Consider the following 22,956-nt stretch of genomic DNA (forward strand, 5'->3'; position numbering starts at 1 on the left):
GAAGCTGGAGCTTCCCTTTTTCAAAACTGGAGCGGGAAAAGAGTCTCGAACTCTCGACCTCAACCTTGGCAAGGTTGCGCTCTACCAACTGAGCTATTCCCGCGTTTCGAGCCTTGAAGTATATACCAATTTTTCAAGGTCCCGCAACTTTTGCGATTGTTCGATCAGTGTTTGACCGAACCTTCGGAAGCCGGAGCCGGCGTGCGCTGCTTGGCCAGTTCGGCCATGGCGGCGGCGGACGCAGCAACCTCTTCATCGGACAACGGCTCGGGCGATTTCTCGAGAGCGATCTCGAGCACCTTGTCGATCCATTTCACCGGCACGATCTCGAGACCGTTCTTCACGTTCTCGGGAATGTCCTGCAGGTCCTTGGCGTTCTCTTCCGGAATCAGCACGGTCTTGATGCCGCCACGCAAGGCTGCCAGCAGCTTTTCCTTGAGACCGCCGATGGCCGTGACCTCGCCTCGCAGCGTGATCTCGCCCGTCATCGCGACGTCGCTGCGCACCGGGATGCCCGTGAGCGCCGACACGAAGGCCGTCGTCATCGCGGCGCCCGCGCTCGGGCCGTCCTTCGGCGTGGCGCCATCGGGCACGTGGATGTGGATGTCGCGCTTCTCGAACACCTCGTCCTTGATGCCGAGGCGGCGCGAGCGGCTGCGCACCACGGTGCGCGCGGCCTCGACCGACTCCTTCATCACGTCGCCCAGCGAACCGGTGCGGCTGATCACGCCCTTGCCGGGCATGGTGACCGCCTCGATCGTCAGCAGGTCGCCGCCGACTTCGGTCCACGCGAGGCCGACCACCTGGCCGACCTGGTTCTGCTTCTCGGCCAGGCCGAAAGTGAACTTGCGCACGCCGAGGAAGTCGTTGAGGTTCGCGCCGGTGACCGTGACCTGCGGCGTGAGCTGCTTGAGCAGCAGGCCCTTCACCACCTTGCGGCAGATCTTCGACAGCTCGCGCTCGAGCGAACGAACGCCGGCTTCACGCGTGTAGTAGCGCACGATGTCGCGCACCGCTTCCTCGGTGACGGCAAGCTCGTCGTCCTTCACGCCGTTGTTCTTCATCTGCTTGGGCAGCAGGTACTTGATCGCGATGTTGGTCTTCTCGTCCTCGGTGTAGCCCGAGAGGCGGATGACTTCCATGCGGTCCAGCAGCGCCGGCGGAATATTCATCGAGTTCGAGGTGGCGACGAACATCACGTCGCTCAGGTCGAAGTCGACTTCCACGTAGTGGTCGCCGAAGGTGTGGTTCTGCTCGGGGTCGAGCACCTCGAGCAGCGCGCTCGAGGGGTCGCCACGGAAGTCCGTGCCCAGCTTGTCGATCTCGTCGAGCAGGAACAGCGGATTGCGCGTGCCGATCTTGCTCAGGCCCTGCAGCACCTTGCCCGGCAGCGCGCCGATGTAGGTACGGCGGTGGCCGCGGATCTCGGCTTCGTCGCGCATGCCGCCCAGCGCCATGCGGGTGTACTTGCGGCCGGTCGCCTTGGCGATCGACTGCCCCAGCGAGGTCTTGCCCACGCCCGGAGGCCCCACGAGGCACAGGATGGGCGCCTTGACCTTGTCCACGCGCTGCTGCACCGCGAGGTATTCGAGAATGCGGTCCTTGACCTTCTCCAGGCCGTAGTGGTCGGCGTTGAGCACCGCCTCGGCGTTGGCCAGGTCGTGCTTGATCTTGGTCTTCTTGCTCCAGGGCAGGCCGACCAGCACGTCGATGTAGTTGCGCACCACGGTGGCCTCGGCCGACATGGGCGACATGAGCTTGAGCTTCTTGAGCTCGCCTTCGGCCTTCTTCAGGCCTTCCTTGGACATCTTCGCGAGCTTGATCTTCTTCTCGATCTCCTCGATGTCCGCGCCCTCTTCGCCTTCGCCGAGCTCCTTCTGGATGGCCTTGACCTGCTCGTTGAGGTAGAAGTCGCGCTGATTCTTCTCCATCTGGCGCTTCACGCGCCCGCGGATCTTCTTGTCGACGTTGAGGATGTCGACCTCGCGCTCGAGCTGGCCGAACAGGTTCTCCAGGCGCGACTTGACGTCGTCCAGGTCGAGCACGGCCTGCTTGTTGTCGAGCTTGAGCGGCAGGTGAGCGGCGATGGTGTCCGCGAGGCGGCCCGGATCGTCGATGCTCGAGATCGAGGTGAGGATCTCGGGCGGGATCTTCTTGTTCAGCTTGACGTACTGGTCGAACTGCTGCATCACCGCGCGGCGCAGCGCCTCGACCTCGGTGCCCTTCTCGCCGCCTTCGGGCGCTTCCACGGGCGTCACGTTGGCCGAGAAGTGGGTCTCGCCGTCATCGATGCGGTTCACGCGGGCGCGCTGCTGGCCCTCGACCAGCACCTTCACCGTGCCGTCGGGCAGCTTGAGCATCTGCAGGATGGTCGAGACGCAGCCTACCTCGAACATGTCCTCGACGGAGGGCTCGTCCTTGGCCGCGGCCTTCTGGGCCACGAGCATGATGCGGCGCTCGGCCTCCATGGCCAGCTCGAGCGCCTTGATGCTCTTGGGGCGACCCACGAACAGCGGGATCACCATGTGGGGAAACACCACGACGTCGCGCAGCGGCAGCAGCGGCAGGTCGAGGGCTTCGGGAGGCAAGGGGGTGTGGCCAGACATGCAAATCCTTCGCGTCTTTGGCTTTAAGCCTTTTTCGCCGCTTCGCGGTACACGAGCAGCGGGGGCTTGTTTTCGTCGATGGTCGATTCCTCGACCACCACCTTGTCGACATTGGTCGCGTTCGGCAACTCGAACATGGTGTCGATCAGCGACTGTTCAAGGATCGAGCGCAAACCGCGCGCACCGGTCTTGCGGGCCAGTGCCTTGCGGGCGATGGCCTTGAGTGCCGCCGGACGGATCTCGAGGTCCACGCCTTCCATCTGCAGCAGCTTGGTGAACTGCTTGACCACCGCGTTCTTCGGCTCGGTGAGGATCTGCACCAGCGCGTCCTCGCTGAGTTCGGCGAGCGAGGCGACCACAGGCATGCGGCCCACGAGTTCGGGGATCAGGCCGAACTTGATCAGGTCCTCGGGCTCCACTTCGCGGAACACTTCCGTGAGGCTACGCTGCTGCTTGCTCTTGACCGAAGCGCCGAAGCCAATGCCCGAGGCCTCGGTGCGGTTTTCGATGACCTTCTCCAGGCCCGCGAACGCGCCGCCGCAGATGAACAGGATGTTGGTCGTGTCGATCTGCAGGAAGTCCTGGTTCGGGTGCTTGCGCCCGCCCTGGGGCGGCACGCTGGCCATGGTGCCTTCGATCAGCTTCAGCAGCGCCTGCTGCACGCCCTCTCCCGACACGTCGCGCGTGATGGAAGGGTTGTCGGACTTGCGCGAGATCTTGTCGATTTCGTCGATGTAGACGATGCCGCGCTGCGCGCGCTCCACTTCGTAGTTGCAGCTCTGCAGCAGCTTCTGGATGATGTTCTCGACGTCCTCGCCGACATAGCCGGCCTCGGTCAGCGTGGTGGCGTCGGCCATCACGAAGGGCACGTCGAGCATGCGCGCCAGCGTCTGCGCCAGCAGCGTCTTGCCCGAACCCGTGGGGCCGATCAGCAGGATGTTGCTCTTGCTGAGCTCCACGTCGTCGCCCTTGGCCTTTTCCTTGTGGCGCAGGCGCTTGTAGTGGTTGTAGACGGCCACCGACAGCATGCGCTTGGCCGGCTCCTGGCCGATCACGTAGTTGTCGAGGTTGGCCTTGATCTCCAGCGGCGTCGGCAGGTCGCTGCGCGCCTCGCGCGCTTCCTCACCCGCCGGGAGTTCGTCGCGGATGATCTCGTTGCAAAGGTCGATGCACTCGTCGCAGATGAAGACCGAAGGGCCCGCGATCAGCTTCTTGACCTCGTGCTGGCTCTTGCCGCAGAACGAGCAATAAAGCGTTTTTTCGCTGGAGGAGCCTTTTTTATCGGCCATGGACATTTGCCTCGTTACAGGGTAGGGACAATGATAACTAAACAAAAACGGCGTTTCCCGTGTGGAAAACGCCGTTTCTTGCCATTTGGCGCCCTCGGCGCCGGCGTTCAACCGCGCTTGGCGACGACCTGGTCCACCAGGCCGTAGTCCTTGGCCTCGTCGGCCGTCAGGAAATAGTCTCGTTCGGTGTCGGCCTTGACCTTTTCCAGCGGCTGGCCGGTGCGTTCGGCCAGGATGCGGTTCATCTGGTCCTTGGTGCGCAGGATGTCGCGCGCGTGGATCTCGATGTCGGTCGCCTGGCCGCGTGCGCCGCCGAGCACCTGGTGGATCATGATCTTCGAATTGGGCAGCGAGAAGCGCTTGCCCTTCTCACCTGCCGCCAGCAGGAAGGCGCCCATGCTGGCCGCGAAGCCCAGGCACATGGTCGACACGTCGGGCTTGATGAACTGCATGGTGTCGTAGATCGCCATGCCGGCGCTCACGCTGCCGCCCGGGGAGTTGATGTAGAAGGAAATGTCCTTGTCCGGGTTCTCGCTCTCGAGGAACAGCAGCTGGGCCACCACGAGGTTGGCGGTCTGGTCGTTGACCTCGCCCACCAGGAAAATGATGCGCTCCTTGAGAAGGCGCGAGTAGATGTCGTAAGACCGCTCGCCGCGGCCCGACTGCTCGATGACCATCGGGATCATGCCGAGGGCCTGGGTTTCCTGTGCGCTCATGAATTTGCTCTCCGAGAAATGGGATCGTTCGCTGTGTCTGAACTGTACGCCTGAGTGAAATGGGGCTCGTGCCGCAAAGCACAAGCCCCATCGGCGTAGCGGGCGGCTTGGGAGATCAGCCTTGCTGCTGAGCCATCAGTTCGTCGAACGAGACCGACTTTTCGTTGACCTTGGCCTTGCCCAGCACGAAATCGGTCACGTTGTTCTCGATGACCACGGCTTCGACCTCGGCCAGGCGGTTGTTGTCGCTGAAGTACCAGCGCACCACGTCGGCCGGCTTTTCGTAGCTGGCGGCCAGCTCGTCGATGTGGGCCTTGATCTGCTCGGGCTTGGCCTGCAGGTTGTTGGCACGCACCAGCTCGGCCACCACAAGGCCCAGGCGCACGCGGCGCTCGGCTTGCGGACGGAACACTTCGTCGGGGATCGGAGCCTTGTCGGCGTCCTTGATGCCGCGCTGCTTCAGTTCGGCGCGGGCGCCTTCGACCATGCGGCTGACTTCCGACTGCACGCTGGCGTTGGGCAGGTCGAGCTCGGCGTTGGCCACCAGGGCGTCCATCACGGCGTTCTTGTTGCGCGCCAGCAGGCGGAACTTCACTTCGCGCTCGAGGTTGCGCTTGATGTCGGCGCGCAGGCCTTCGACGGTGGCTTCGGCGATGCCGAGCGACTTGGCCAGTTGCTCGTTGACTTCGGGCAGGTGCGAGGCTTCGATCTTCTTCACGGTGACCAGGAAGTCGGCCTGCTTGCCGGCCACGTCCTTGCCGTGGTAGTCGGCCGGGAACGACAGCGGGAAGGTGCGGCTGTCGCCCGACTTCATGCCGCGCACGGCGTCTTCGAATTCCTTGAGCATCTGGCCTTCGCCGACGACGAACTGGAAGTCTTCGGCCTTGCCGCCCTGGAAGGGCTCGCCGTCGATCTTGCCTTCGAAGTCGACCGTCACGCGGTCACCGTCCTGAGCCACGGCGTCTTGCGCGCGCTGGGCGAAGGTACGGCGCTGCTTGCGCAGGATGTCCAGGGTCTTGTCGATGGCGTCTTCGCCGACTTCGGCCGACAGCTTCTCGACTTCGGCGCCCGACAGGTCGTTGATCTTGACGTCGGGGAACACTTCGAAGACGGCGTCGAAGGCCAGTTCGCCTTCGGGTGCGTCTTCCTTCTCGGTGATGCGGGGCTGGCCGGCGACACGCAGCTTGGCCTCGTTGGCGGCTTGCGAGAAGGCTTCGCCGACCTTGTCGTTCATGACTTCGTAGTGCACCGAGTAGCCATAGCGCTGGGCCACGACGTTCATCGGCACCTTGCCGGGACGGAAACCGTCCATCTTGACGGTGCGCGCAAGCTTCTTGAGGCGCGAATCGACTTCGGACTGGATGGTGCCGACCGGCAGGGTCAGCGTGATCTTGCGTTCGAGCTTCTCGAGAGTTTCAACGGTCACGGTCATGATGTCTTCCTGGTAAGGGGGCTGGTGCGCGGGGCCTGCATCGTTCTTTGTCAATACAGATCAAGGACTTACACGCGCTCGCGGGATTTATGCGGAGGCACGTGCGTGCCGCCTGCAAAACTGGGCAACCCGCGATTCTAATCTGGCGGGAAAGCGGGTTTTCACGGGGTCGGAGTGCCGCGCGGCGGCGGTCAGGTTTGGCCAATATTCGGCTCGTAGAGTGACCATCGTCATCCTCCCCTACAGGAACGCACAGGAAAACTCTCATGCTCCAGCGAATGTTCGCCGCCCTCGCCTTTACCCTTGCCATGGCACTCGGCCTGCCCTCGCTCGCGCAGGCCGGGACCGACGCGACCGCGCCCAAGGATCCCACCATCCAGCAGATCTACGAAGCGGCCAACGGCGGGCGCATGTCCGATGCCGACGCCATGATCGCGAAGGTGCTGAAGGATCATCCCGACAGCGCCAAGGCCCATTTCGTCCACGCCGAACTGCTTGCGGCCGAAGGCAGGCTCGACGGCGCAAGGAGCGAACTGGCGAAGGCGAAGGCGCTGTCACCCGGCCTCGACTTCGCCAAGCCGGAAGCCGTCGAACGACTCACGAACAAGCTCGACCGCCCCGCCCCACAGACGAGAAACACGTCTTCGCGCCTCGACGAGCCCGCCCCGGCGCCGCTGAGAACCGAAAGCAGGACGAGTTCCGTGCCGTGGATGCCCATCGCTCTCCTGGGGTTGCTGGTCGTCGGCTATCTCGCTTTCCGCAAACGGGTCGCGCCGCCGGCTGCGCCGGCCCAGCCGTCGTACGGTCCCGCCCCGGGTCCACAAGGCATGCCGGCGGGCTACGGAAGCTACGGCTCCGGCCCCGGCTGGACGCCCGCGCCGCCGCCCGCGGCAAGCCCCGGCATGGGTCTGGGCTCCGCCCTTGCCACCGGTGCCGCGGTGGGCGTCGGCGCGGTCGTGGCCCAGGAAGCGGTGCGTCACTGGATGCACGACCGCAGCGACAACAGCATGTTCGACAGGGACAGCGGCACAACGACACGCATGGCCGACAGCGGCAACACCGAGATGGGCCGCAGCCTCTGGCCCTCGTCGTCCACGCCCTCGACCTCGCAGGAGCCCGAGCGCTTCGTCGATAACGATTTCGGCATCAAGGACACGAGCTCCTGGGACGACGCAAGCAGCAGCGGCGGCGGCAGCTTCGACAGCGACAGCGGCAGCAGCGGCAACGACTGGTGAAAAAGAAAAAGCCCCGTTCCTTTCGAAACGGGGCTTCATACTGCTCGATAGATCAGGCTACATAGCAGGGCTGGTGCGCGGGGCCGGACTCGAACCGGCACGTTCTTGCGAACGTCAGGACCTAAACCTGGTGCGTCTACCAATTTCGCCACCCGCGCGATGCCAATCTTTTTTCAGGTGAATGCAAAAGCGGACGGGCTTTTCGCACCACGGATTCCCGTGGGCCAAAGACCATCCGCTTGAAATCGGTCAGCCAGCGATTTTAAACGCTAATCGGGGCCACTTCCGGCTCACGCTTCACACGGAATGCGGCGGCATACATCGCCGGCAGCGCCAGCAGGGTCAATACCGTTGCCACGATCAGCCCGCCCATGATGGCGACGGCCATCGGCCCCCAGAACACGCTGCGCGACAGCGGGATCATCGCCAGTACCGCCGCGGCCGCGGTCAGCACGATGGGCCGCAGGCGGCGTACCGCCGACTCCACGATCGCGTCCCACGCCGGCACACCCGCCGCGCGGTCGAGCTCGATCTGGTCGATCAGGATCACCGCGTTGCGCTGGATCATGCCCATCAGCGCGATCACACCAAGCAGTGCGACGAAGCCGAAGGGCCGGTTCAGCACCAGCAGCGCGCCCGCCACGCCGGCGATGCCCATCGGGCCGGTAATGAACACCAGCAGCGAGCGGCTGAAGCTGTGCAGCTGCAGCATCAGCAGCGTGAACACCAGGAACAGCATGATCGGCACGCCCGCCACGATGGAGGCCGAGCCCTTGCTGCTTTCCTCCACCGCCCCGGCCACTTCGATGCGGTAGGCGCCCTGCCCGGCCGCGACCCATCCGGCTTCCAGCTCGCGCAGCTTCGGAAGCAGCTGATCGGTCACGGTCGCGCCCTGCAGGCCCTCGACCACGTCGCCCTGCACGGTGATGGCGTAGTCGCGGTTCTCGCGCCACATCACGCCCGGCTCCCAGGTGAACACCGGCTTGGCGATCTGCGTGAGCGGGATCGAGCGGCCCGAGGCCGTCGGGATGTAGGCGTTGCCGATGTCCGAGATGGCCTGGCGCTCGTCGGGCGCCTGGCGCAGCACGATGTCGATCAGCAGGTCGTTCTCGCGGTACTGGCCCACGGTGGTGCCGCTGAACATGGTCTTGGAAGCCTGCGCGATGGCCTGGCTGGTCACGCCGAGCGCGCGCGCCTTGGCCTGGTCGATCTCGAGGCGGATCACCTTCACCGATTCGTTCCAGTTGTCGTTCACGCCGCGCATGTTGGCGTTGTCGCGCAGCACGGCCTTCACCTCGTCGGCATGGCCGCGCAGCAGCGCCGGGTCGGGGCCGATCACGCGGAACTGCACCGGGTACGGCACCGGCGGCCCGTTGGGCAGCAGCTTGACGCGGCCGCGCACCTCGGGGAATTCCTGCGCCAGCACCTGCGGCAGCTTGATGCGCAGGGTCTCGCGCACCTTCAGGTCCTTGGCCAGCACGATCAGCTGCGAGACGTTGGTCTGCGGAAACACCTGGTCCAGCGGCAGGTAGAAGCGCGGCACGCCGGAGCCGATCCAGGTGCTGACGGTGCTCACGCCGGCCTCCTGCATCACACGCTTCTCGACGCGCCTGGCCACTTCCTCGTTCGCGGTGAACGAGGTGCCCTCGGGGAACCAGAGGTCGACCAGGATTTCCGGCCGGCTCGAATCCGGGAAGAACTGCTGCTGCACCTTGCCCATGCCGACGATGCCCAGCGCGAAGATCAGCACCGTGGCGCCGATGGTCATCCAGCGGTGCTGCACGCACCAGTTCACCGAGCGGCGGAAGGCGTTGTAGAACGGCGTGTCGAAGAGCTCGTGCGGCGGCGCGTTCGCGTCGTGCGGCTTCACCTTGAGCAGCAGCGTGCCGAGGTAGGGCACGAAGTACACCGAGACGATCCACGACAGCACCAGCGCGATCACCGTCACCGCGAAGATGGCGAAGGTGTACTCGCCCGTCACCGACTTGGCGATGCCGATCGGCAGGAAGCCCGCCGCGGTGATGAGGGTGCCCGTGAGCATCGGCTTGGCCGTCACGTCGTAGGCGAAGGTGGCGGCGCGGACCTTGTCGTAGCCCTCCTCCATCTTCCGCACCATCATCTCGACCGCGATGATGGCGTCGTCCACCAGCAGGCCCAGCGCGATGATGAGCGAGCCCAGCGATATCTTGTGCAGCCCGATGCCGAAGTAGTTCATCGCCAGGAAGGTCACGGCCAGCACCAGCGGAATGGTGATGGCCACCACCAGGCCCGGGCGCATGTCGATGTACCAGCCGAAGCGCCCGCCCTTGTGCAGCCCGAGCGAAATGATGCTTACGGCCAGCACGATGGCCACGGCCTCGATCAGCACGCCCACGAACTCGTTCACCGAACTCGCCACCGCCACCGGCTGGTCCTGCACCTGCGCCAGCTTCACGCCGGCCGGCAGCCGCTGCCCGATGGTCACGGCGGTCGCCTTCAGCGCCTTGCCCAGCGCGATGATGTCGCCGCCCTTGGCCATCGACACGCCCAGGCCGATCACCTCCTTGCCCTGGTGATGCATCTTGACCGAGGGCGGATCGACATAGCCGCGGTGGATGTCGGCGATGTCGCCGAGCTTGAGCTGGTTGCCCGAGCTGCCGCGGATGGGCATCTCGCGCAGCTGGTCGACGCTGGTGAACTGGCCGGCCACTCGCACCTGCACCACGTCGAGCGGCGACTGGATGGTGCCCGCGCTCTCGATGGCGTTCTGCGAGCCGAGCTGCGAGAGCACCGCGTTGAAATCGAGCCCCAGCTGCGCCAGGCGCTTCTGCGAGATCTCGATGTAGACCTTCTCGTCCTGCACGCCGAACTGGTCGACCTTGGCCACGTCCTTCACGCGCAGCAGCTGCTGGCGCACGTCGTCGGCCAGCGTCTTGAGCTCGGCATAGCTGAAGCCGTCGCTCTCCAGCGCGTAGATCACGCCGTAGACGTCGCCGAAGTCGTCATTGAAGAACGGCCCCTGCACGCCGGCCGGCAACGTGGCACGCATGTCGCCGATCTTCTTGCGCACCGTGTACCAGACGTTGGCCACCTCGGTGGACTTCGACGAATCCTTGATGTTGAAGATGATCTGAGACTCGCCGGGCTTCGAGTAGCTGCGGATCTTGTCGGCGTACGGGGCCTCCTGCAGCGTGCGTTCGAGCTTGTCGGTGACCTGCTCGGCCACCTGCTGCGCGGTGGCGCCGGGCCAGTAGGTGCGCACGACCATCGCGCGGAAGGTGAAGGGCGGGTCCTCGTCCTGCCCGAGCTGGAAGTACGCGAAGGCGCCCAGCACCATCAGCACCACCATCAGGTAGCGCGTGAGGGGCGCGTGGTCCAGCGCCCATTTGGAGAGATTGAAGCCGGAGGGCTTGTCGTTGGGGTTCGCCGCGCCGCCGCTCATTTGGCGGCACCCGCTGCGATCTCCTTGTTCGTCGCCGCGACAGCCGTGACGGGCTGGGCCGACTCCTTGGCGCCTGCGTTGGCGGCGGCCGCGGCCGCCTCGCGAGACTGGTAGATGGTGACCTTCTGCCCCGGCGACAGCACATGCACGCCGGCGGCCACGACCATCATGCCGGGCGAGATGCCGCCGGCGATCACGGCTTCATTGCCGTCGGCGGTGGCCACCTGCACGGGCTGCGAGCGCACCGTCATCGTCGACTTGTCGAGCACCCACACCGACGTGCCCTTGCCTTCCTGGCGCAGCGCGCTGGTCGGCAGCTTCATCACCGCGGCACCGGCGTGCGCCAGCGCCTGGGGACGCGCATAGACCGTGGCGCCCAGAGGGGGCGCGGTAGCGGCGTCGATGGAAACCTTGACCGAGTAGGTGCGCGTGACTGCATCGGCGCTGGCCGCCACCTCTCGCACCTGGCCCTGCAGTTCATTGCCGCCGGACCAGCCGCGCACCGTGACGGGCGAGCCGGTCTTGATCAGCGTAGCGCGGTCTTCAGGCACCGCGAACACCACGTCGCGCGCGCCGTCCTGGGCGATGCGCACGACCGGTGTGCCGGCCTGCACGACCTGGCCGGGCTCGGCCTCGATGGCGGTGACGATGCCGGCCACGTCGGCCACCAGCGTCGTGTAGTTGGCCTGGTTGCCCTGCGAGGCCAGTTGCGCCTGCGCCTGCTCGAGCTGGGCCTGCGCGGCCTTCCAGGTGGTTTCGCGGCGCTCCAGCTCGGCGCCGCTGATGAAGTTCTGCGACCGCAGTTCGGTGTAGCGCTTGAGGTCTGCAGCCGCGAGGTCACGATTGGTCAGCGCCGCGGCCTGCTGGGCCCGTGCGGCTTCGGCGGCAAGGCGGTAGTCCTGCGGATCGAGCTGGGCCAGAACCTGCCCGGCCTGCACATGCTGGCCGAGTTCGGCCTGACGCTTGGTGATCTTGCCCCCTACGCGAAAGCCCAGGCGCGATTCGACGCGAGCTCGCACCTCGGCCGAGAACTCGGGCTGGGCATCGAATTCGCTAGTCCCCACGGTCACGAATTTGACCGCGCGCACCGGGTCTTCGGCCGCAGGCTTTGGAGAGCAGCCGGCCAGCAGCACGGCGGGAAGCAGCAGCCAGGCGGCGCTGCGCACACGGAACGGAGAGACGGTGGAGGCGGTCATGAGACACCCTGGTAGGACGAACCCGGGCCATTACTGACCCACTGGTTAGTAATCTAGGGTAAACGTGAACCAGTGTCAATGACCCGTTGGTCACTAGGGCGGCCGGCCGCCGAAAAACTAGGTGCGCTGGCCCATCTCCACGAGACGGTTGTCGGGCAGTTCAAAGTAGTCGGATGCCCGGCCTGCGTTGCGCTGCAGCCAGCCGAAGAGCGCCCGCCGGATCGGGTTCATGCCCGGCAGGTTCTCCTCGCCCACCGAGGCGCGCGAGACGAAGTACGAGGTCTTCATCGAATCGATCGCCAGCGTCTTCTGGTAGGCCAGGATGCGGATGAATTCCGGCACGTCCGGCCGCTCCATGAAGCCGTGGCGCGCCGTGACCATCCAGATGCCCTCCATCAGTTGCTCGGCCTCGATGCGGATGCGCGCGTCGACGCGCGGCGTGTCGCAGGCCAGCACGCGCAGCACGATCACCTGCTCGTGCAGCACCTGGTTGTGCTTGAGGTTGTGCAGCAGCGCATGCGGCACCGCCGTGGCATCGGGGTTCAGGAACACGGCCGTTCCGCTCACCCGGTGCGGCATGTGCTGCGCCAGCGACTCGACGAAGGGCCGCAGCGGCAGGCTCTCGGCCGCGGCAGCCTCCAGCCCCAGCCGGCGCCCCTTCGACCAGGTGGTGAAGAGCACCATCACCACGGCCGCCACCGCCAGCGTGAGCCAGCCGCCCTCGGCCACCTTCAGGCTGTTGGCGATCACGAAGGTCAGGTCGACCACCGCGAAGGCCGTCACGCCGATCACCACCGCCACCTTGTTCCAGCGCCACAGGCCCCAGGCCACGATGCCGGCCAGAAGCGTCGTCGTCACCATCGTGATCGACACCGCGATGCCGTATGCCGCCGACAACGCCCCCGAGCTGCGAAAGCCCAGCACCAGCAGCAGCACGCCCACCATCAGCAGCCAGTTGACCGCCGGCACGTAGATCTGCCCGATGGCCGCGCCCGAGGTCTGGATCACCCGCATGCGCGGCAGATAACCCATGCGCATCGCGTGCGCCGTGAGCGAGAAGGCACCCGAAATCACCGCCTGCGAGGCGATCACCGTCGCCATCGCGGCCAGCACCACCATCGGCAGCACGCCCCACGAGGGAAAGAGCCGGAAGAACGGGTTGTCGATGGCCGCCGGGTTCGCCAGCACCAGCGCGCCCTGCCCGAAGTAGTTCAGCACCAGCCCCGGCAGCGCGATGAAGAGCCACGCCAGCCGGATCGGCTTCGCGCCGAAATGCCCCATGTCGGCATACAGCGCCTCGCCGCCCGTGAAAGCCAGGAACACCGCGCCCAGCACCGCCAGCGACTGCGCCCGGTGCTCGATCAGGAAGCCAAAGGCGCGCCGCGGATCGAGCGCCGCCAGCACCTGCGGCTGCTGCAGCACCTGCCACGCGCCAGCCACCGCCAGCACGATGAACCACAGCAGCATGACCGGCCCGAATATCTTGCCCACCGTGCCGGTGCCCTTCTTCTGCACCATGAAGAGCGCGATCAGGATCGCCACCGTGATCGGCAGCACCGCGCGCTGCAGCACCGGCGCCTGCACCTCCAACCCCTCGACCGCCGACAGCACCGAAATGGCCGGCGTGATCAGGCTGTCGCCGTAGAACATGGCCGCACCCACCAGGCCCAGCAGCCCGATGGCGTTCCACACCCATGGCTTCGTCTTCGGCCCCGCGACGGCGCGGCGCGCCAAGGCCTGCAGCGCCAGGATGCCGCCTTCGCCGTCGTGGTCGGCGCGCAGCACGAACACCACGTACTTCAGCGTGACCACGAACATCAGCCCCCAGAAGATCAGCGAGAGCAGCCCCAGCACCGAATCGGGCGTGAACGGCACGCCGTGTTCGGGGTTCATCGTTTCCTTGAAGGCGTACAGCGGCGAGGTGCCGATGTCGCCGAACACGACGCCCAGCGCCGCCACCATGAGCGCCGGGCCCGTGGGGTGCGCCGCCTCGCCGTACGCAGAAACCTGGGACCCGGAAGCCGGAGCGGATGCTTTCATGAAGCGGGGAGTTCGTAGTGGCGACGCTGCGAGCATAGTGCGGGGGCATTGCGCCGTCGCGGACAATCGTGGCGTGTCCGCCACTCCCCAACATGCCGCGCCGCCTGCGCACTACGAGAACTTCCCCGTAGCCTCGTGGCTGTGCCCGCCGCATCTGCGCCCGCCGATCGCGGCGATCTACCACTTCGCGCGCACCGCCGACGACATCGCCGACGAAGGCAGCGCCTCGCCCGCCGAGCGCCTGGCCGACCTGCGCGCCTATCGCGCAGAACTCGCCTCGGCCGCCCGCGGCGAAGTGCTGCCCGGATCGCGCTGGCCCCAGGTCTTCGGCCCGCTGGCCCACAGCATCGCCCGCCACGGCCTGCCCGAAGACCTGCTCGCCGACCTGCTGAGCGCCTTCATGCAGGACATCGAGAAAACCCGCGACCGCGGCACCTACGCCGACCGCGCCGAACTGCTCGACTACTGCCGCCGCTCCGCCAATCCCGTCGGGCGCCTGCTGCTGCATCTCTACGGCGTGCACGACGCCGAGGCCCTGGCGCAGAGCGACGCGATCTGCAGCGCGCTGCAGCTCATCAATTTCTGGCAGGACCCGAGCGTCGACCTTCCGCGCGGCCGCTTCTACTTTCCGCTGACCGACTGCGACCGGCGCGGCCTCTCGCCCGAGCACTTCAAGGTCTTCGCGCCGCTCTCGCGCGCGGAGCCACCGCAGGAAGCTATCAATCTCATAGCAGTCGTGTCTTACTGGGCGCGCGAACTCATGAACGAGGGCGCCCCCCTCGTACACCGCCTGCCCGGCCGCGCCGGCTGGGAGCTGCGCCTCGTGGTGCAGGGCGGCCTGCGCATCCTCGACAAGATCCAGGACCTGGGCTTCGACACCTTCACGCAGCGCCCCGCCATCGGCAAGCTCGACGCGCCGGTGCTGCTCTGGAAGGCCGTGCGGATGCGGAGACAATCACGCCCCATGAAAGCAGCGCCTCCCCGATGACCCCCGAGCAATACGTGCAAGACAAGGCCGCCGCCTCGGGCAGCAGTTTCTATTACGCCTTCCTGTTCCTTCCCAAGTCGCGCCGCGCCGCGATCACCGCCTTCTATGCCTTCTGCCGGGAAGTCGACGACGTGGTCGACGAGGTCAGCGACCCCGGCGTGGCCGCCACCAAGCTCGCCTGGTGGCGCACCGAGGTCTCGCAGTCCTTCGCGGGCACGCCGCGCCATCCGGTGATGCAGGCGCTGATGCCGCATGCCGCGGCCTATGGCATCGAGGCACGCCAGCTCAACGAGGTGATCGACGGCTGCCAGATGGACCTCGAACAGACGCGCTACCTCGACTTTCAGGGCCTCTCTCGCTATTGCCACCTCGTGGCCGGCGTGGTCGGCGAGGTCGCTGCCCGCATCTTCGGCCAGACCGACGCCCAGACCACTGCCTACGCCCACAAGCTGGGCCTGGCGCTGCAGCTCACCAACATCCTGCGCGACGTGGGCGAAGACGCGCTGCGCGGCCGCATCTACCTGCCGGTCAACGAACTGCAGAAGTTCGACGTGAAGGCGCACGAGATCCTGAACCGCGTGCACTCCGAGCGTTTCGTCGAACTCATGAAGTTCCAGGCCGCCCGCGCCCACACCGCCTACGACGAAGCGCTCGCCCTGCTCCCCCTGGCTGACCGCCGCTCGCAGAAGCCCGGCCTGATGATGGCCAGCATCTACCGCACCCTGCTGCGGGAGATCGAACGCGACAACTTCCAGGTGCTGAACCAGCGCGTGAGCCTGACGCCGGTGCGCAAGTTCTGGCTGGCGTGGAAGGTTCAGGCCCTCGGACGAATCTGAGCTTGACCAAGAAGAAGACCGCCGTCATCGGCGCCGGCTGGGCCGGCCTTGCCTGCGCGGTGGAGGCCACGCGGCTCGGCCATGCCATCACGCTGTTCGAGGCGGCGCACATGCCGGGCGGCCGGGCGCGGCGGGTCGACAACATGCACGGGCTGGCGCTGGACAACGGCCAGCACATCCTGATCGGTGCGTACACCGCCACGCTGCAGCTGATGCGCGACGTCGGCGTCGATGTCGAAGGCGTGCTGCTGCGGCTGCCTCTTTCGCTGCGCTTTGCCGATGGCGGCGGGCTGAAGCTGCCTCGGCTGCCTGCGCCGCTCGACCTGCTGGCGGGCATCTTCACGGCGCGGGGCTGGACGTGGCGCGACAAGTCGTCGTTGCTGCGCACCGCCATCGGCTGGAGGCTTTCGGGCTTTCGCTGTGCCGGCGGCACGACGGTTGCCGATCTGTGCGCCGGGCTCACTCCGCGCGTGATGCGGGAGCTGATCGAACCGCTGTGCGTTTCGGCGCTCAACACGCCCGTGGCGCAGTCGAGCGGCGAAGTCTTCCTGCGCGTGCTGAAGGACGCGCTCTTCAGCGGAAGCGGCGGCGCCGACCTGTTGCTGCCGCGCGCCGACCTGGGCGCGCTGCTGCCCGATGCCGCGATTCGCTGGCTGACACGGCAAGGCGCCACGGTGCGCATCGGCACGCGCGTGCGTGCCATTGCATCCGAAGCCGGGCAGTGGCTGGTCGACGGAGACGCTTTCGATCAGGTCGTGCTGGCCTGCGCTCCGTGGGATGCAGCACGGCTGGTCCGCGCCTCGGGCCTGCCGGCGGATCGCTGGTGCGAGACCACCGAGGCGCTGCGCTTCGAGGCCATCGCCACTGTCTACGTGCGCGGCGCCAGGCCGCTTGCCGAGCCGATGCTCGCGCTGCGCAGCCATCCGGCCACGGCGCCGGCCCAGTTCGTTTTCGACAGGAGCCAGCTCGGCGGCCTGCAGGGCGTGCTCGCGATGGTCGTGAGCGCGAACGAGGCATCGCGCGAGGTGCTGGAAGAAAAGGTCATCGCGCAAGCCGCCGCGCAGCTGGGTCAATCGAACCTGCAGCTGGTGCAGACCGTGGTCGAGAAGCGCGCCACCTTCGCCTGCACGCCCGGCCTCGTGCGGCCGTCATCGTCCATCGCACCGGGCCTGCAGGCCTGCGGCGACTACATCGAAGGCCCCTACCCCGCCACGCTCGAAGGCGCGGTGCTCAGCGGGCTCGCCGCCGCCAGATCATTGAACTGAATCGACGCCATGACGACCGGACTGCGCTATCTCGACTTCGACTACAGCGAAGACACCGAAGGCCACGGCACCTTCGACGCCATGGCCTCGACCTCGCCCGACAAGACGTCCGAGGTGCGGGCCGAAGTCGCCCGCGTACTGGCCTGGGCCGAGGCCGCCTTTCCGGATGCACGCGGCGCCCTCGACGAAGGCGGCCTGTGGGACTACGACCTGCAGGAATCGAGCGAGGACGATCCGCGTTACGACACTATTACCCTGTCGATCAGCGGCACCGCCGGCTTCTGCACGGCGCTGCGCGAGCGCTTCGGGCTCGACTGAGAAAAGGCGCAGCTCAGGCCGCCTTGTTGCGCAGCCGAAGCAGGCTCAGCCCCAGCAGCACGAAGGCCCCGCCCGACACCTTGTTGAAGATGCGCGTGCGACGCGGATCGGAAAGCTGCCTGCGCAACAGGCGCGCCAGCAGCACATAGAACGAGTGGGCGACCACCGAGGCAGCGGCGAAGGTGCCGGTCAGCACCGCGAACTGCGTGAGGATGGGTGCGTCCTGCGTCAGGAACTGCGGGAACAGGGCCGAGAAGAAAAGGATGCCCTTGGGATTGGTCAGCGCGACCGTCATCCCGTGGCCGAAGAGGCGCCAGCTCGAACGCGGAGTGCCGGCGGACGGACCGCCCTGCACGTCGGCGAAAACGCTGCCCTGGCTGCGCCATTGCTTGATGCCCAGGTAGATCAGGTAGGCCGCACCGGCCAGCTTCAGCACCATGAAGGCATGGGCCGAGGTGGAGAGCACCACGCCCAACCCCGCCATCGCGGCGGCCGACACCATGAAAAGCCCGGCGGCGTTGCCCAGCGAACTGATCATTGCCCGTCGCGGGCCGACGCTCATCGAGTTCGAGACCGCGAGCAGCACGGCCGGCCCGGGTGTGAAGACGACGAGCAGCGTGACGCCGCAAAACACAAGCCAGTTGGAGAGATGCACTTCGGGGTTCCTGTCCGGCGCAAGGCCGCGGAGGTTGGGACAACAGCCCGGAAACTATAGTCAGCCCCGCGCGCGGCTGCAGACGCCGCGCCAATACCCCTCTACCCCATCCCGAAAGACGGACTCCCATGGTCACCTGCTACCTGCGCTACATCGTCGACGCCTACAAGCTCAAGGAATTCGAGCACTACGGCAAGCTCTGGATTCCACTGGTCGAGAAGTTCGGCGGCAAGCACCACGGCTACTTCCTGCCCTCGGAGGGCACGAACAACGTGGCGCTGGCGATGTTCACCTTCCCGAGCCTGGCCGCCTATGAGAAGTACCGCGCCGACTCGATGCAGGACCCGGAATGCCAGGCCGCATTCAAGTACGCGGAGGAAACCCGCTGCATCGTGAGCTACGAGCGCAGCTTCTTCAGACCGGTATTTGGCTAACCCCCAGGCTCCGCGCACTTCGTGTCGCTTCGCCAACCCCCTTGCAGGGGGCAACACCTGCGGCCCGGCAAAGCCGGTTCCGCGGTGTTCCTGGAATGAACCACGCTTCTTGTCGGACCCGTTGGTACCTCAGCCGCCCAGCGCCATGCACAACGCGTGCAGGTTGGGCACGATCAGCTGCGGCCGCGCGCCGTGCACCCAGGGCCGCTCGTCGCGCACCAGCCAGGCGGCCTGCATGCCGGCGTTGAGCGCGCCGACCACGTCCAGCTCGGCATCGTCGCCCACGTGCAGCACGTCCCTGGGCAGCAGGCCGACCGATGCGGCCGCGGCGCGGAAGATTGGCGCGTGCGGCTTGCCGCTGCCGAAGGCGCGCGCGTTGAAGGCGGTGCGGAACCAGCGGCCCACGCCGGTCTTCTGGATGTCGGCGTTGCCGTTGGAGATGGCCACCAGCGGATAGCGCTCGCTGAGCCACTTCAGCGCCGGAAGCGCGTCGTCGTAGAGCGTCACGCGCTGGCGCTCGGCAAAGAAAGCGTCGAAGGCCGGGTCGGCCAGCGCCGGGTCTTCGCCCGCGCGGGTGAGCGCGCTGCGGATCGACTCGCGGCGCAGCGCGCTCAGGTCATGCGCGAGATCCGAACGCTCCTTGGCGGTGGCTTCGCGCAGCTCACGCAGGATGCCCGGCGTCATCAGCAGGCTGGCCGTCTTGGGCGCCTCGCGCAGCAGCCATGCATGCAGCACGGCCTCGGCGCGTTCGATGGTCGGCCAGATCGGCCAGAGGGTGTCGTCGAGGTCCAGCGAGATCGCCGAGATGCGCTTGAGATCGAGAGGCGCGGCGCCCGCGGGCGCCGGGGAAACGGAAGTCATGCCCGAGAATATCGCATGCCTTCGACTCACGAGAACGCTCCCCCGAGTACCCCGCGCACCGCAGTGCTCTGGTGCAACCTCGGCTCACCTGATGCCCCCACAGCAGCAGCCGTGCGCCCCTACCTCGCCGACTTCCTGGGCGACCCCCGCGTGGTCGAGATCCCGAAGCTGCTCTGGGCGCCGATCCTGCACGGCATCATCCTTCGCACACGCCCAGCCAAGTCGGCCGCCAAGTACGCGAGCATCTGGATGCGCGAAGGCTCGCCGCTGAAGGTGTGGACGCAGAAGCAGGCGACGCTGCTGGCCGGCTGGCTCGGCGAGCGCGGCCACCGCGTCACGGTGCGCGACGCAATGCGCTACGCCAGCCCCTCCATCGCCTCCCGGCTCGACGCGCTGCAGGCCGAAGGCGCCACCCGCGTGGTGGTGCTGCAGGCCTACCCCCAGTATTCGGGCACCACCACCGCAAGCGTGATCGATGCGGTGAACGCGTGGAGCCGCAAGCAGCGCCGCGTGCCCGAGTTCCGCTTCGTCAACGACTACCACGACGACCCGGCCTACATCGAGGCGCTCGCGCAGAGCATCGAGAAGCACTGGAAAACCGAAGGCCGCGGCGAGGTGCTGCTGATGAGCTTCCACGGCATTCCCGCGCGCAACATCGCGCTGGGCGATCCGTACCAGGCGCAGTGCACCGAAACCGCACGCCTGCTCGCAGCGCGGCTGGGCCTTTCGAGTGCCCAGTACCGCGTGACCTTCCAGTCGCGCTTCGGCAAGGCCAAATGGCTGGAACCCTACACCGAGCCCACGCTGCGCGAACTCGGCGCCTCCGGCGTGAAGCGCGTCGACGTGGTCTGCCCGGGCTTCCCGGCCGACTGCCTCGAGACGCTCGAAGAAATCGCCATGGAAGGCCGCGAAGCCTTCCTGCACGCGGGCGGCGAAGCCTTCAGCTACATCCCCTGCCTGAACGACAGCCCGGCATGGATCACCGCGCTCGCGGGCATCGCCGAGCGCAACCTGGCCGGCTGGCCCACGCAAAGAACGAACGCCACCCCATGAAACAGGATCTGCACGAAGCCAACCGGCTCTCGTGGAACGCGGCCACCGTCGCACACAACAGCCACAAGGGCGATCAGGCCGCCTTCTTCCGCAAGGGCGGCTCCACCCTCTTCCCCGAAGAAGCCCGCCTGCTCGGTGACGTGAAAGGCCTGTCTGTGCTGCACCTGCAGTGCAACGCCGGACAGGACAGCCTGAGCATCGCGCGCCTCGGCGCCGAGGTGACGGGCGTGGACATCTCCGACGAGGCCGTCGACTTCGCGACGCGGCTCTCGCAGCAGTCGGGCATCGCGGCGCGCTTCGTGCGCTCGGATGTCTACGATTACTTCCGCGACGCGCAGACACGCGGCGAGAAGCACGACATCGTCTTCTGTTCGTACGGCACGCTGTGCTGGCTCTCCGACATCGCCGCCTGGGCGCGCGGAGTGGCGCAGATGCTCAAGCCCGGCGGCCGCTTCGTCTTCGTCGAGTTCCACCCTTTCGCGCTGGTGTTCGACCCGGCCTGGAAGTTCCACTACGACTACTTCAACGAAGCCCCCGTGCCCGAGGAAGGCGTGGGCGACTACGTGGCCGATTCCGGCGACGGCCTGGTGCGCGAAGGCTACGAGCGCGGCGTGGAGAACTTCAGCAACCCGCACCCCAGCTTCGAGTTCACTTGGGGCGTGGGCCAGGTGACGACCGCACTGTCGCAGGCCGGCCTCGTCGTCGAACGGCTCGACGAATACCCGTACGCCAACGGCTGGAAGCCCTTCGAAGGCATGCGCGACATCGGCGGGCGCCGCATGGCACCGCCCGAGGGCATGCCGCGCATTCCGCTCATGTATTCGATCTCCGCACGCAAGCCATGAAACCTCTTCGCGCCCTCGGTGGCCTTTTTCTGCTGGTGCCCTTCATGGCCCGCGCAGCCGGAACCGCCGAAGTGCCCAAGGGCGTGTGGGAAGGCACGCTCGGCACCAAGGCCATCGTGGCCTGCTTCAACGCCGAGTTCCCGAGCGGCAGCTACTTCTACAAGCAGTACAAGAAGGCGATCCCGCTGAGCCGCGTCGAGAAAGACAGCTTCTGGCATGAAGCCGGCGACACCGGCCTGTGGTCGCTCGACCCCGCCAAGGGCAACACGCTGACCGGCACCTGGAAGAGCGTGAAGGGCGTGCCCGTGACGCTGCCCATCCGGCTCGACCTGTCCGACGCCACGGGTGGCGACAAGGCCTGCGGCAGCGACGGCTATGCGGGCCTGCTCGAAGCGCCGCCGAAGATCGAGAGCGGGAAGAAAGAAGAATTCGCGCCCGGCCGCAGCTTCCGCCGCCTGCGCTTCGCCGGCCAGGAAACCATCGAACTCTCCGGCCCCGAGCCCACGCTGGCAGCCATCAACCGCGAGCTGCGCCGCGACTTCGACACCAGCAAGGACACGATCAAGGAGTACTTCGACAAGCGCCGCGAGTTCCTCGGGCGGGTCGGCGTACCGGCGGAAGACGAGAACACCGCCGATCCTTCGTACTGGAGCTCGCAGTGGCTCAGCATCCGCAACTACACCTGGGCGGCCGGCATGGGCCGCAACGGGATCTCCTGGTTCCATCGCACCTGGGACCTGCAGACGGGCAAGCAGGTCGACCCATGGTCCTGGTTCGGCCTGCGCTCGCTGTCGAAGTCGCGTCCGGCCGAGGGACGGCTATCCGGCACCGGAGGCGGCTCGATGACGCCGAAGCTGCGCCGCTTCCTGTTCCGCTACGCGGGCATCGACGCGTCGAAGGCCGAGGACAACTGCCGCTCCAACTACGAAGAAGGCGCCTACTACGACCTGACGCTGGAAGCCAAGGGCATGCGCTTCGCCCAGCCCGCCTACGGCAACGGCTGCGAGATCGAGATCGAAGTGCCCTACGCCGAGCTCGGCCCGGTGCTCACGCCCGCGGGCAAGGCGGCGGTACGGCGCATCCTCGAATCGGCAAATTGATCCTGGCTCAGGCTGCCGGCCTGCGTGCCAGCAGCGCCTGGATCGCAGCCTCCATCTCGGCGTACTCCCCTTCGCCGAAATGCTGCCGCATCACCTGCCCGCTGCTGTCGGCCAGGTAGAACGCGGGCCAGTACTGGTTGCTGTAGGCCCGCCAGGTGGCGAATCCGTTGTCCTGCGCCACCGGGTAGCGGATGTTGAAGCGCTCGATCGCGTCCTGCACGTTGCGCGTGAGCTTCTCGTAGGCGAACTCGGGCGAATGCACGCCCACCACGGTGAAGCCCCGGTCCTTGTACGTCTCGTACCAGCGCACCACGTGCGGCAGCGTGCGAATGCAGTTGATGCAGGAATAAGTCCAGAAGTCGACCAGCACCACCTTGCCGGACAGCCCCTTCATGGTGAGCGGCTCGGAGTTGAGCCACTTGTCGATACCAGTGAATTCGGGGGCCTTGCCGTAGTCGCGCAGCCCCGGCGAGGCGGCCAGCGCGCTGCGTGCCGGCCAGGCGCCACCCGCGGCTGCCGCCAGGGCGGAGGCACCTGCGGCGAGCCCCGAGAACGCCCTTCTGGACATCATGTTCATGATCGCAAACCTCGCTCGTGTGTCAGACCGACAGCGGTCAGGCGCGATTGTTCGCGGCGCACGCGCTGCGTGCGCATGTGTCACGGCAA

Annotated in this window: 19 protein-coding genes and 2 tRNA genes; 9 read left to right on the top strand and 12 right to left on the bottom strand. The window is 66.7% G+C overall.

Annotation, left to right across the window (positions count from 1 at the left end; genetic code table 11):
* Positions 1-27: 27 nt before the first annotated feature.
* The 5 genes from ABL844_RS18280 to tig all read right to left on the bottom strand — a co-directional run bounded on the left by ABL844_RS18280 (position 28) and on the right by tig (position 6,043).
* Positions 28-103, bottom strand: a tRNA-Gly gene (locus tag ABL844_RS18280).
* 61 nt (positions 104-164) lie between these two features.
* Positions 165-2,606 carry an endopeptidase La gene (gene lon / locus ABL844_RS18285; RefSeq protein ID WP_184637425.1) on the bottom strand — a complete coding sequence of 814 codons (2,442 nt, stop codon included), beginning with the start codon at positions 2,604-2,606 and terminating at the stop codon, positions 165-167.
* A gap of 23 nt (positions 2,607-2,629) precedes the next feature.
* The gene (gene clpX / locus ABL844_RS18290) at positions 2,630-3,895 is read right to left on the bottom strand and encodes an ATP-dependent Clp protease ATP-binding subunit ClpX (RefSeq protein WP_126023916.1); all 1,266 of its coding nucleotides are present in this window, start codon (positions 3,893-3,895) and stop codon (positions 2,630-2,632) included.
* Between the two features lie 107 nt (positions 3,896-4,002).
* Positions 4,003-4,611, bottom strand: a complete 609-nt coding sequence (gene clpP, locus ABL844_RS18295; protein ID WP_126023915.1) for an ATP-dependent Clp endopeptidase proteolytic subunit ClpP — start codon at positions 4,609-4,611, stop codon at positions 4,003-4,005.
* A gap of 115 nt (positions 4,612-4,726) precedes the next feature.
* Positions 4,727-6,043: a trigger factor gene (tig, locus tag ABL844_RS18300; protein ID WP_184637423.1), complete on the bottom strand. Its 1,317-nt coding sequence runs from the start codon at positions 6,041-6,043 to the stop codon at positions 4,727-4,729.
* 266 nt (positions 6,044-6,309) lie between these two features.
* On the opposite strand from tig, the gene ABL844_RS18305 reads away from it, so the two are divergent.
* A complete protein-coding gene (locus ABL844_RS18305) occupies positions 6,310-7,278 on the top strand; it encodes a tetratricopeptide repeat protein (RefSeq protein ID WP_184637421.1) in 969 nt (322 codons plus the stop codon).
* 71 nt (positions 7,279-7,349) lie between these two features.
* Here the strand turns inward: ABL844_RS18305 and ABL844_RS18310 are convergent.
* The 4 genes from ABL844_RS18310 to ABL844_RS18325 all read right to left on the bottom strand — a co-directional run bounded on the left by ABL844_RS18310 (position 7,350) and on the right by ABL844_RS18325 (position 13,857).
* Positions 7,350-7,436 (bottom strand) — tRNA-Leu (locus tag ABL844_RS18310).
* 104 nt (positions 7,437-7,540) lie between these two features.
* On the bottom strand, positions 7,541-10,699 hold the full coding sequence (locus ABL844_RS18315) for an efflux RND transporter permease subunit (RefSeq protein WP_418128416.1): 3,159 nt from the start codon (positions 10,697-10,699) through the stop codon (positions 7,541-7,543).
* The gene (locus tag ABL844_RS18320) at positions 10,696-11,895 is read right to left on the bottom strand and encodes an efflux RND transporter periplasmic adaptor subunit (protein WP_418116664.1); all 1,200 of its coding nucleotides are present in this window, start codon (positions 11,893-11,895) and stop codon (positions 10,696-10,698) included. The genes ABL844_RS18315 and ABL844_RS18320 overlap by 4 nt, the downstream gene beginning before the upstream one ends.
* 117 nt (positions 11,896-12,012) lie before the next feature.
* Positions 12,013-13,857 carry a potassium transporter Kup gene (locus ABL844_RS18325; RefSeq protein WP_418131924.1) on the bottom strand — a complete coding sequence of 615 codons (1,845 nt, stop codon included), beginning with the start codon at positions 13,855-13,857 and terminating at the stop codon, positions 12,013-12,015.
* A gap of 151 nt (positions 13,858-14,008) precedes the next feature.
* Between ABL844_RS18325 and hpnC the strand changes: the two genes are divergently transcribed.
* Genes hpnC through ABL844_RS18345 form a run of 4 tightly spaced genes read left to right on the top strand, consistent with a single transcriptional unit; the run spans position 14,009 to position 17,342 of the window.
* Positions 14,009-14,923, top strand: coding sequence for a squalene synthase HpnC (gene hpnC, locus ABL844_RS18330; protein ID WP_369661996.1), 915 nt, complete (start codon positions 14,009-14,011; stop codon positions 14,921-14,923).
* A complete protein-coding gene (hpnD, locus tag ABL844_RS18335) occupies positions 14,920-15,759 on the top strand; it encodes a presqualene diphosphate synthase HpnD (RefSeq protein WP_418128418.1) in 840 nt (279 codons plus the stop codon). Before hpnC ends, hpnD begins: the two co-directional genes overlap by 4 nt.
* Before the next feature lie 2 nt (positions 15,760-15,761).
* Positions 15,762-17,024: a hydroxysqualene dehydroxylase HpnE gene (hpnE, locus tag ABL844_RS18340; protein WP_418128420.1), complete on the top strand. Its 1,263-nt coding sequence runs from the start codon at positions 15,762-15,764 to the stop codon at positions 17,022-17,024.
* 9 nt (positions 17,025-17,033) lie between these two features.
* Complete coding sequence (locus ABL844_RS18345) at positions 17,034-17,342, top strand: hypothetical protein (RefSeq protein ID WP_418128421.1); 309 nt, start codon at positions 17,034-17,036, stop codon at positions 17,340-17,342.
* Between the two features lie 13 nt (positions 17,343-17,355).
* On the opposite strand, the gene ABL844_RS18350 is transcribed toward ABL844_RS18345, so the two are convergent.
* Positions 17,356-17,997: a LysE family translocator gene (locus tag ABL844_RS18350; protein WP_418128422.1), complete on the bottom strand. Its 642-nt coding sequence runs from the start codon at positions 17,995-17,997 to the stop codon at positions 17,356-17,358.
* Between the two features lie 128 nt (positions 17,998-18,125).
* Between ABL844_RS18350 and ABL844_RS18355 the strand changes: the two genes are divergently transcribed.
* Positions 18,126-18,431, top strand: a complete 306-nt coding sequence (locus ABL844_RS18355; RefSeq protein ID WP_418128423.1) for an NIPSNAP family protein — start codon at positions 18,126-18,128, stop codon at positions 18,429-18,431.
* Positions 18,432-18,560: 129 nt separating this feature from the next.
* On the opposite strand, the gene ABL844_RS18360 is transcribed toward ABL844_RS18355, so the two are convergent.
* The gene (locus ABL844_RS18360; RefSeq protein ID WP_418128424.1) at positions 18,561-19,292 is read right to left on the bottom strand and encodes an HAD family hydrolase; all 732 of its coding nucleotides are present in this window, start codon (positions 19,290-19,292) and stop codon (positions 18,561-18,563) included.
* A gap of 15 nt (positions 19,293-19,307) precedes the next feature.
* Between ABL844_RS18360 and hemH the strand changes: the two genes are divergently transcribed.
* Genes hemH through ABL844_RS18375 form a run of 3 tightly spaced genes read left to right on the top strand, consistent with a single transcriptional unit; the run spans position 19,308 to position 22,290 of the window.
* Complete coding sequence (gene hemH, locus ABL844_RS18365) at positions 19,308-20,345, top strand: ferrochelatase (RefSeq protein WP_418128425.1); 1,038 nt, start codon at positions 19,308-19,310, stop codon at positions 20,343-20,345.
* Positions 20,342-21,190 (top strand): class I SAM-dependent methyltransferase, encoded by an 849-nt coding sequence (locus ABL844_RS18370; RefSeq protein ID WP_418128426.1) that lies wholly within the window; start codon positions 20,342-20,344, stop codon positions 21,188-21,190. Before hemH ends, ABL844_RS18370 begins: the two co-directional genes overlap by 4 nt.
* Positions 21,187-22,290, top strand: a complete 1,104-nt coding sequence (locus ABL844_RS18375) for a hypothetical protein (protein WP_418128427.1) — start codon at positions 21,187-21,189, stop codon at positions 22,288-22,290. The genes ABL844_RS18370 and ABL844_RS18375 overlap by 4 nt, the downstream gene beginning before the upstream one ends.
* Before the next feature lie 7 nt (positions 22,291-22,297).
* Here the strand turns inward: ABL844_RS18375 and ABL844_RS18380 are convergent, their stop codons facing one another.
* Positions 22,298-22,861: a thioredoxin family protein gene (locus tag ABL844_RS18380; protein ID WP_369662432.1), complete on the bottom strand. Its 564-nt coding sequence runs from the start codon at positions 22,859-22,861 to the stop codon at positions 22,298-22,300.
* Positions 22,862-22,956: the final 95 nt, after the last annotated feature.

Origin of the sequence: Variovorax sp. 278MFTsu5.1, assembly GCF_048305045.1 — a bacterium.
Taxonomy (GTDB): Bacteria; Pseudomonadota; Gammaproteobacteria; order Burkholderiales; family Burkholderiaceae_C; genus Variovorax; species Variovorax guangxiensis.

Excerpts from the sequence above, each read along its gene's own strand:
- lon (WP_184637425.1), bottom strand. The coding sequence starts at position 2,606 with ATGTCTGGCCACACCCCCTTGCCTCCCGAAGCCCTCGACCTGCCGCTG.
- clpX (WP_126023916.1), bottom strand. The coding sequence starts at position 3,895 with ATGGCCGATAAAAAAGGCTCCTCCAGCGAAAAAACGCTTTATTGCTCG.
- clpP (WP_126023915.1), bottom strand. The coding sequence starts at position 4,611 with ATGAGCGCACAGGAAACCCAGGCCCTCGGCATGATCCCGATGGTCATC.
- tig (WP_184637423.1), bottom strand. The coding sequence starts at position 6,043 with ATGACCGTGACCGTTGAAACTCTCGAGAAGCTCGAACGCAAGATCACG.
- ABL844_RS18305 (WP_184637421.1), top strand. The coding sequence starts at position 6,310 with ATGCTCCAGCGAATGTTCGCCGCCCTCGCCTTTACCCTTGCCATGGCA.
- ABL844_RS18315 (WP_418128416.1), bottom strand. The coding sequence starts at position 10,699 with ATGAGCGGCGGCGCGGCGAACCCCAACGACAAGCCCTCCGGCTTCAAT.
- ABL844_RS18320 (WP_418116664.1), bottom strand. The coding sequence starts at position 11,895 with ATGACCGCCTCCACCGTCTCTCCGTTCCGTGTGCGCAGCGCCGCCTGG.
- ABL844_RS18325 (WP_418131924.1), bottom strand. The coding sequence starts at position 13,857 with ATGGTGGCGGCGCTGGGCGTCGTGTTCGGCGACATCGGCACCTCGCCG.
- hpnD (WP_418128418.1), top strand. The coding sequence starts at position 14,920 with ATGACCCCCGAGCAATACGTGCAAGACAAGGCCGCCGCCTCGGGCAGC.
- ABL844_RS18345 (WP_418128421.1), top strand. The coding sequence starts at position 17,034 with ATGACGACCGGACTGCGCTATCTCGACTTCGACTACAGCGAAGACACC.
- ABL844_RS18355 (WP_418128423.1), top strand. The coding sequence starts at position 18,126 with ATGGTCACCTGCTACCTGCGCTACATCGTCGACGCCTACAAGCTCAAG.
- ABL844_RS18360 (WP_418128424.1), bottom strand. The coding sequence starts at position 19,292 with ATGACTTCCGTTTCCCCGGCGCCCGCGGGCGCCGCGCCTCTCGATCTC.
- hemH (WP_418128425.1), top strand. The coding sequence starts at position 19,308 with ATGCCTTCGACTCACGAGAACGCTCCCCCGAGTACCCCGCGCACCGCA.
- ABL844_RS18370 (WP_418128426.1), top strand. The coding sequence starts at position 20,342 with ATGAAACAGGATCTGCACGAAGCCAACCGGCTCTCGTGGAACGCGGCC.
- ABL844_RS18375 (WP_418128427.1), top strand. The coding sequence starts at position 21,187 with ATGAAACCTCTTCGCGCCCTCGGTGGCCTTTTTCTGCTGGTGCCCTTC.
- ABL844_RS18380 (WP_369662432.1), bottom strand. The coding sequence starts at position 22,861 with ATGATGTCCAGAAGGGCGTTCTCGGGGCTCGCCGCAGGTGCCTCCGCC.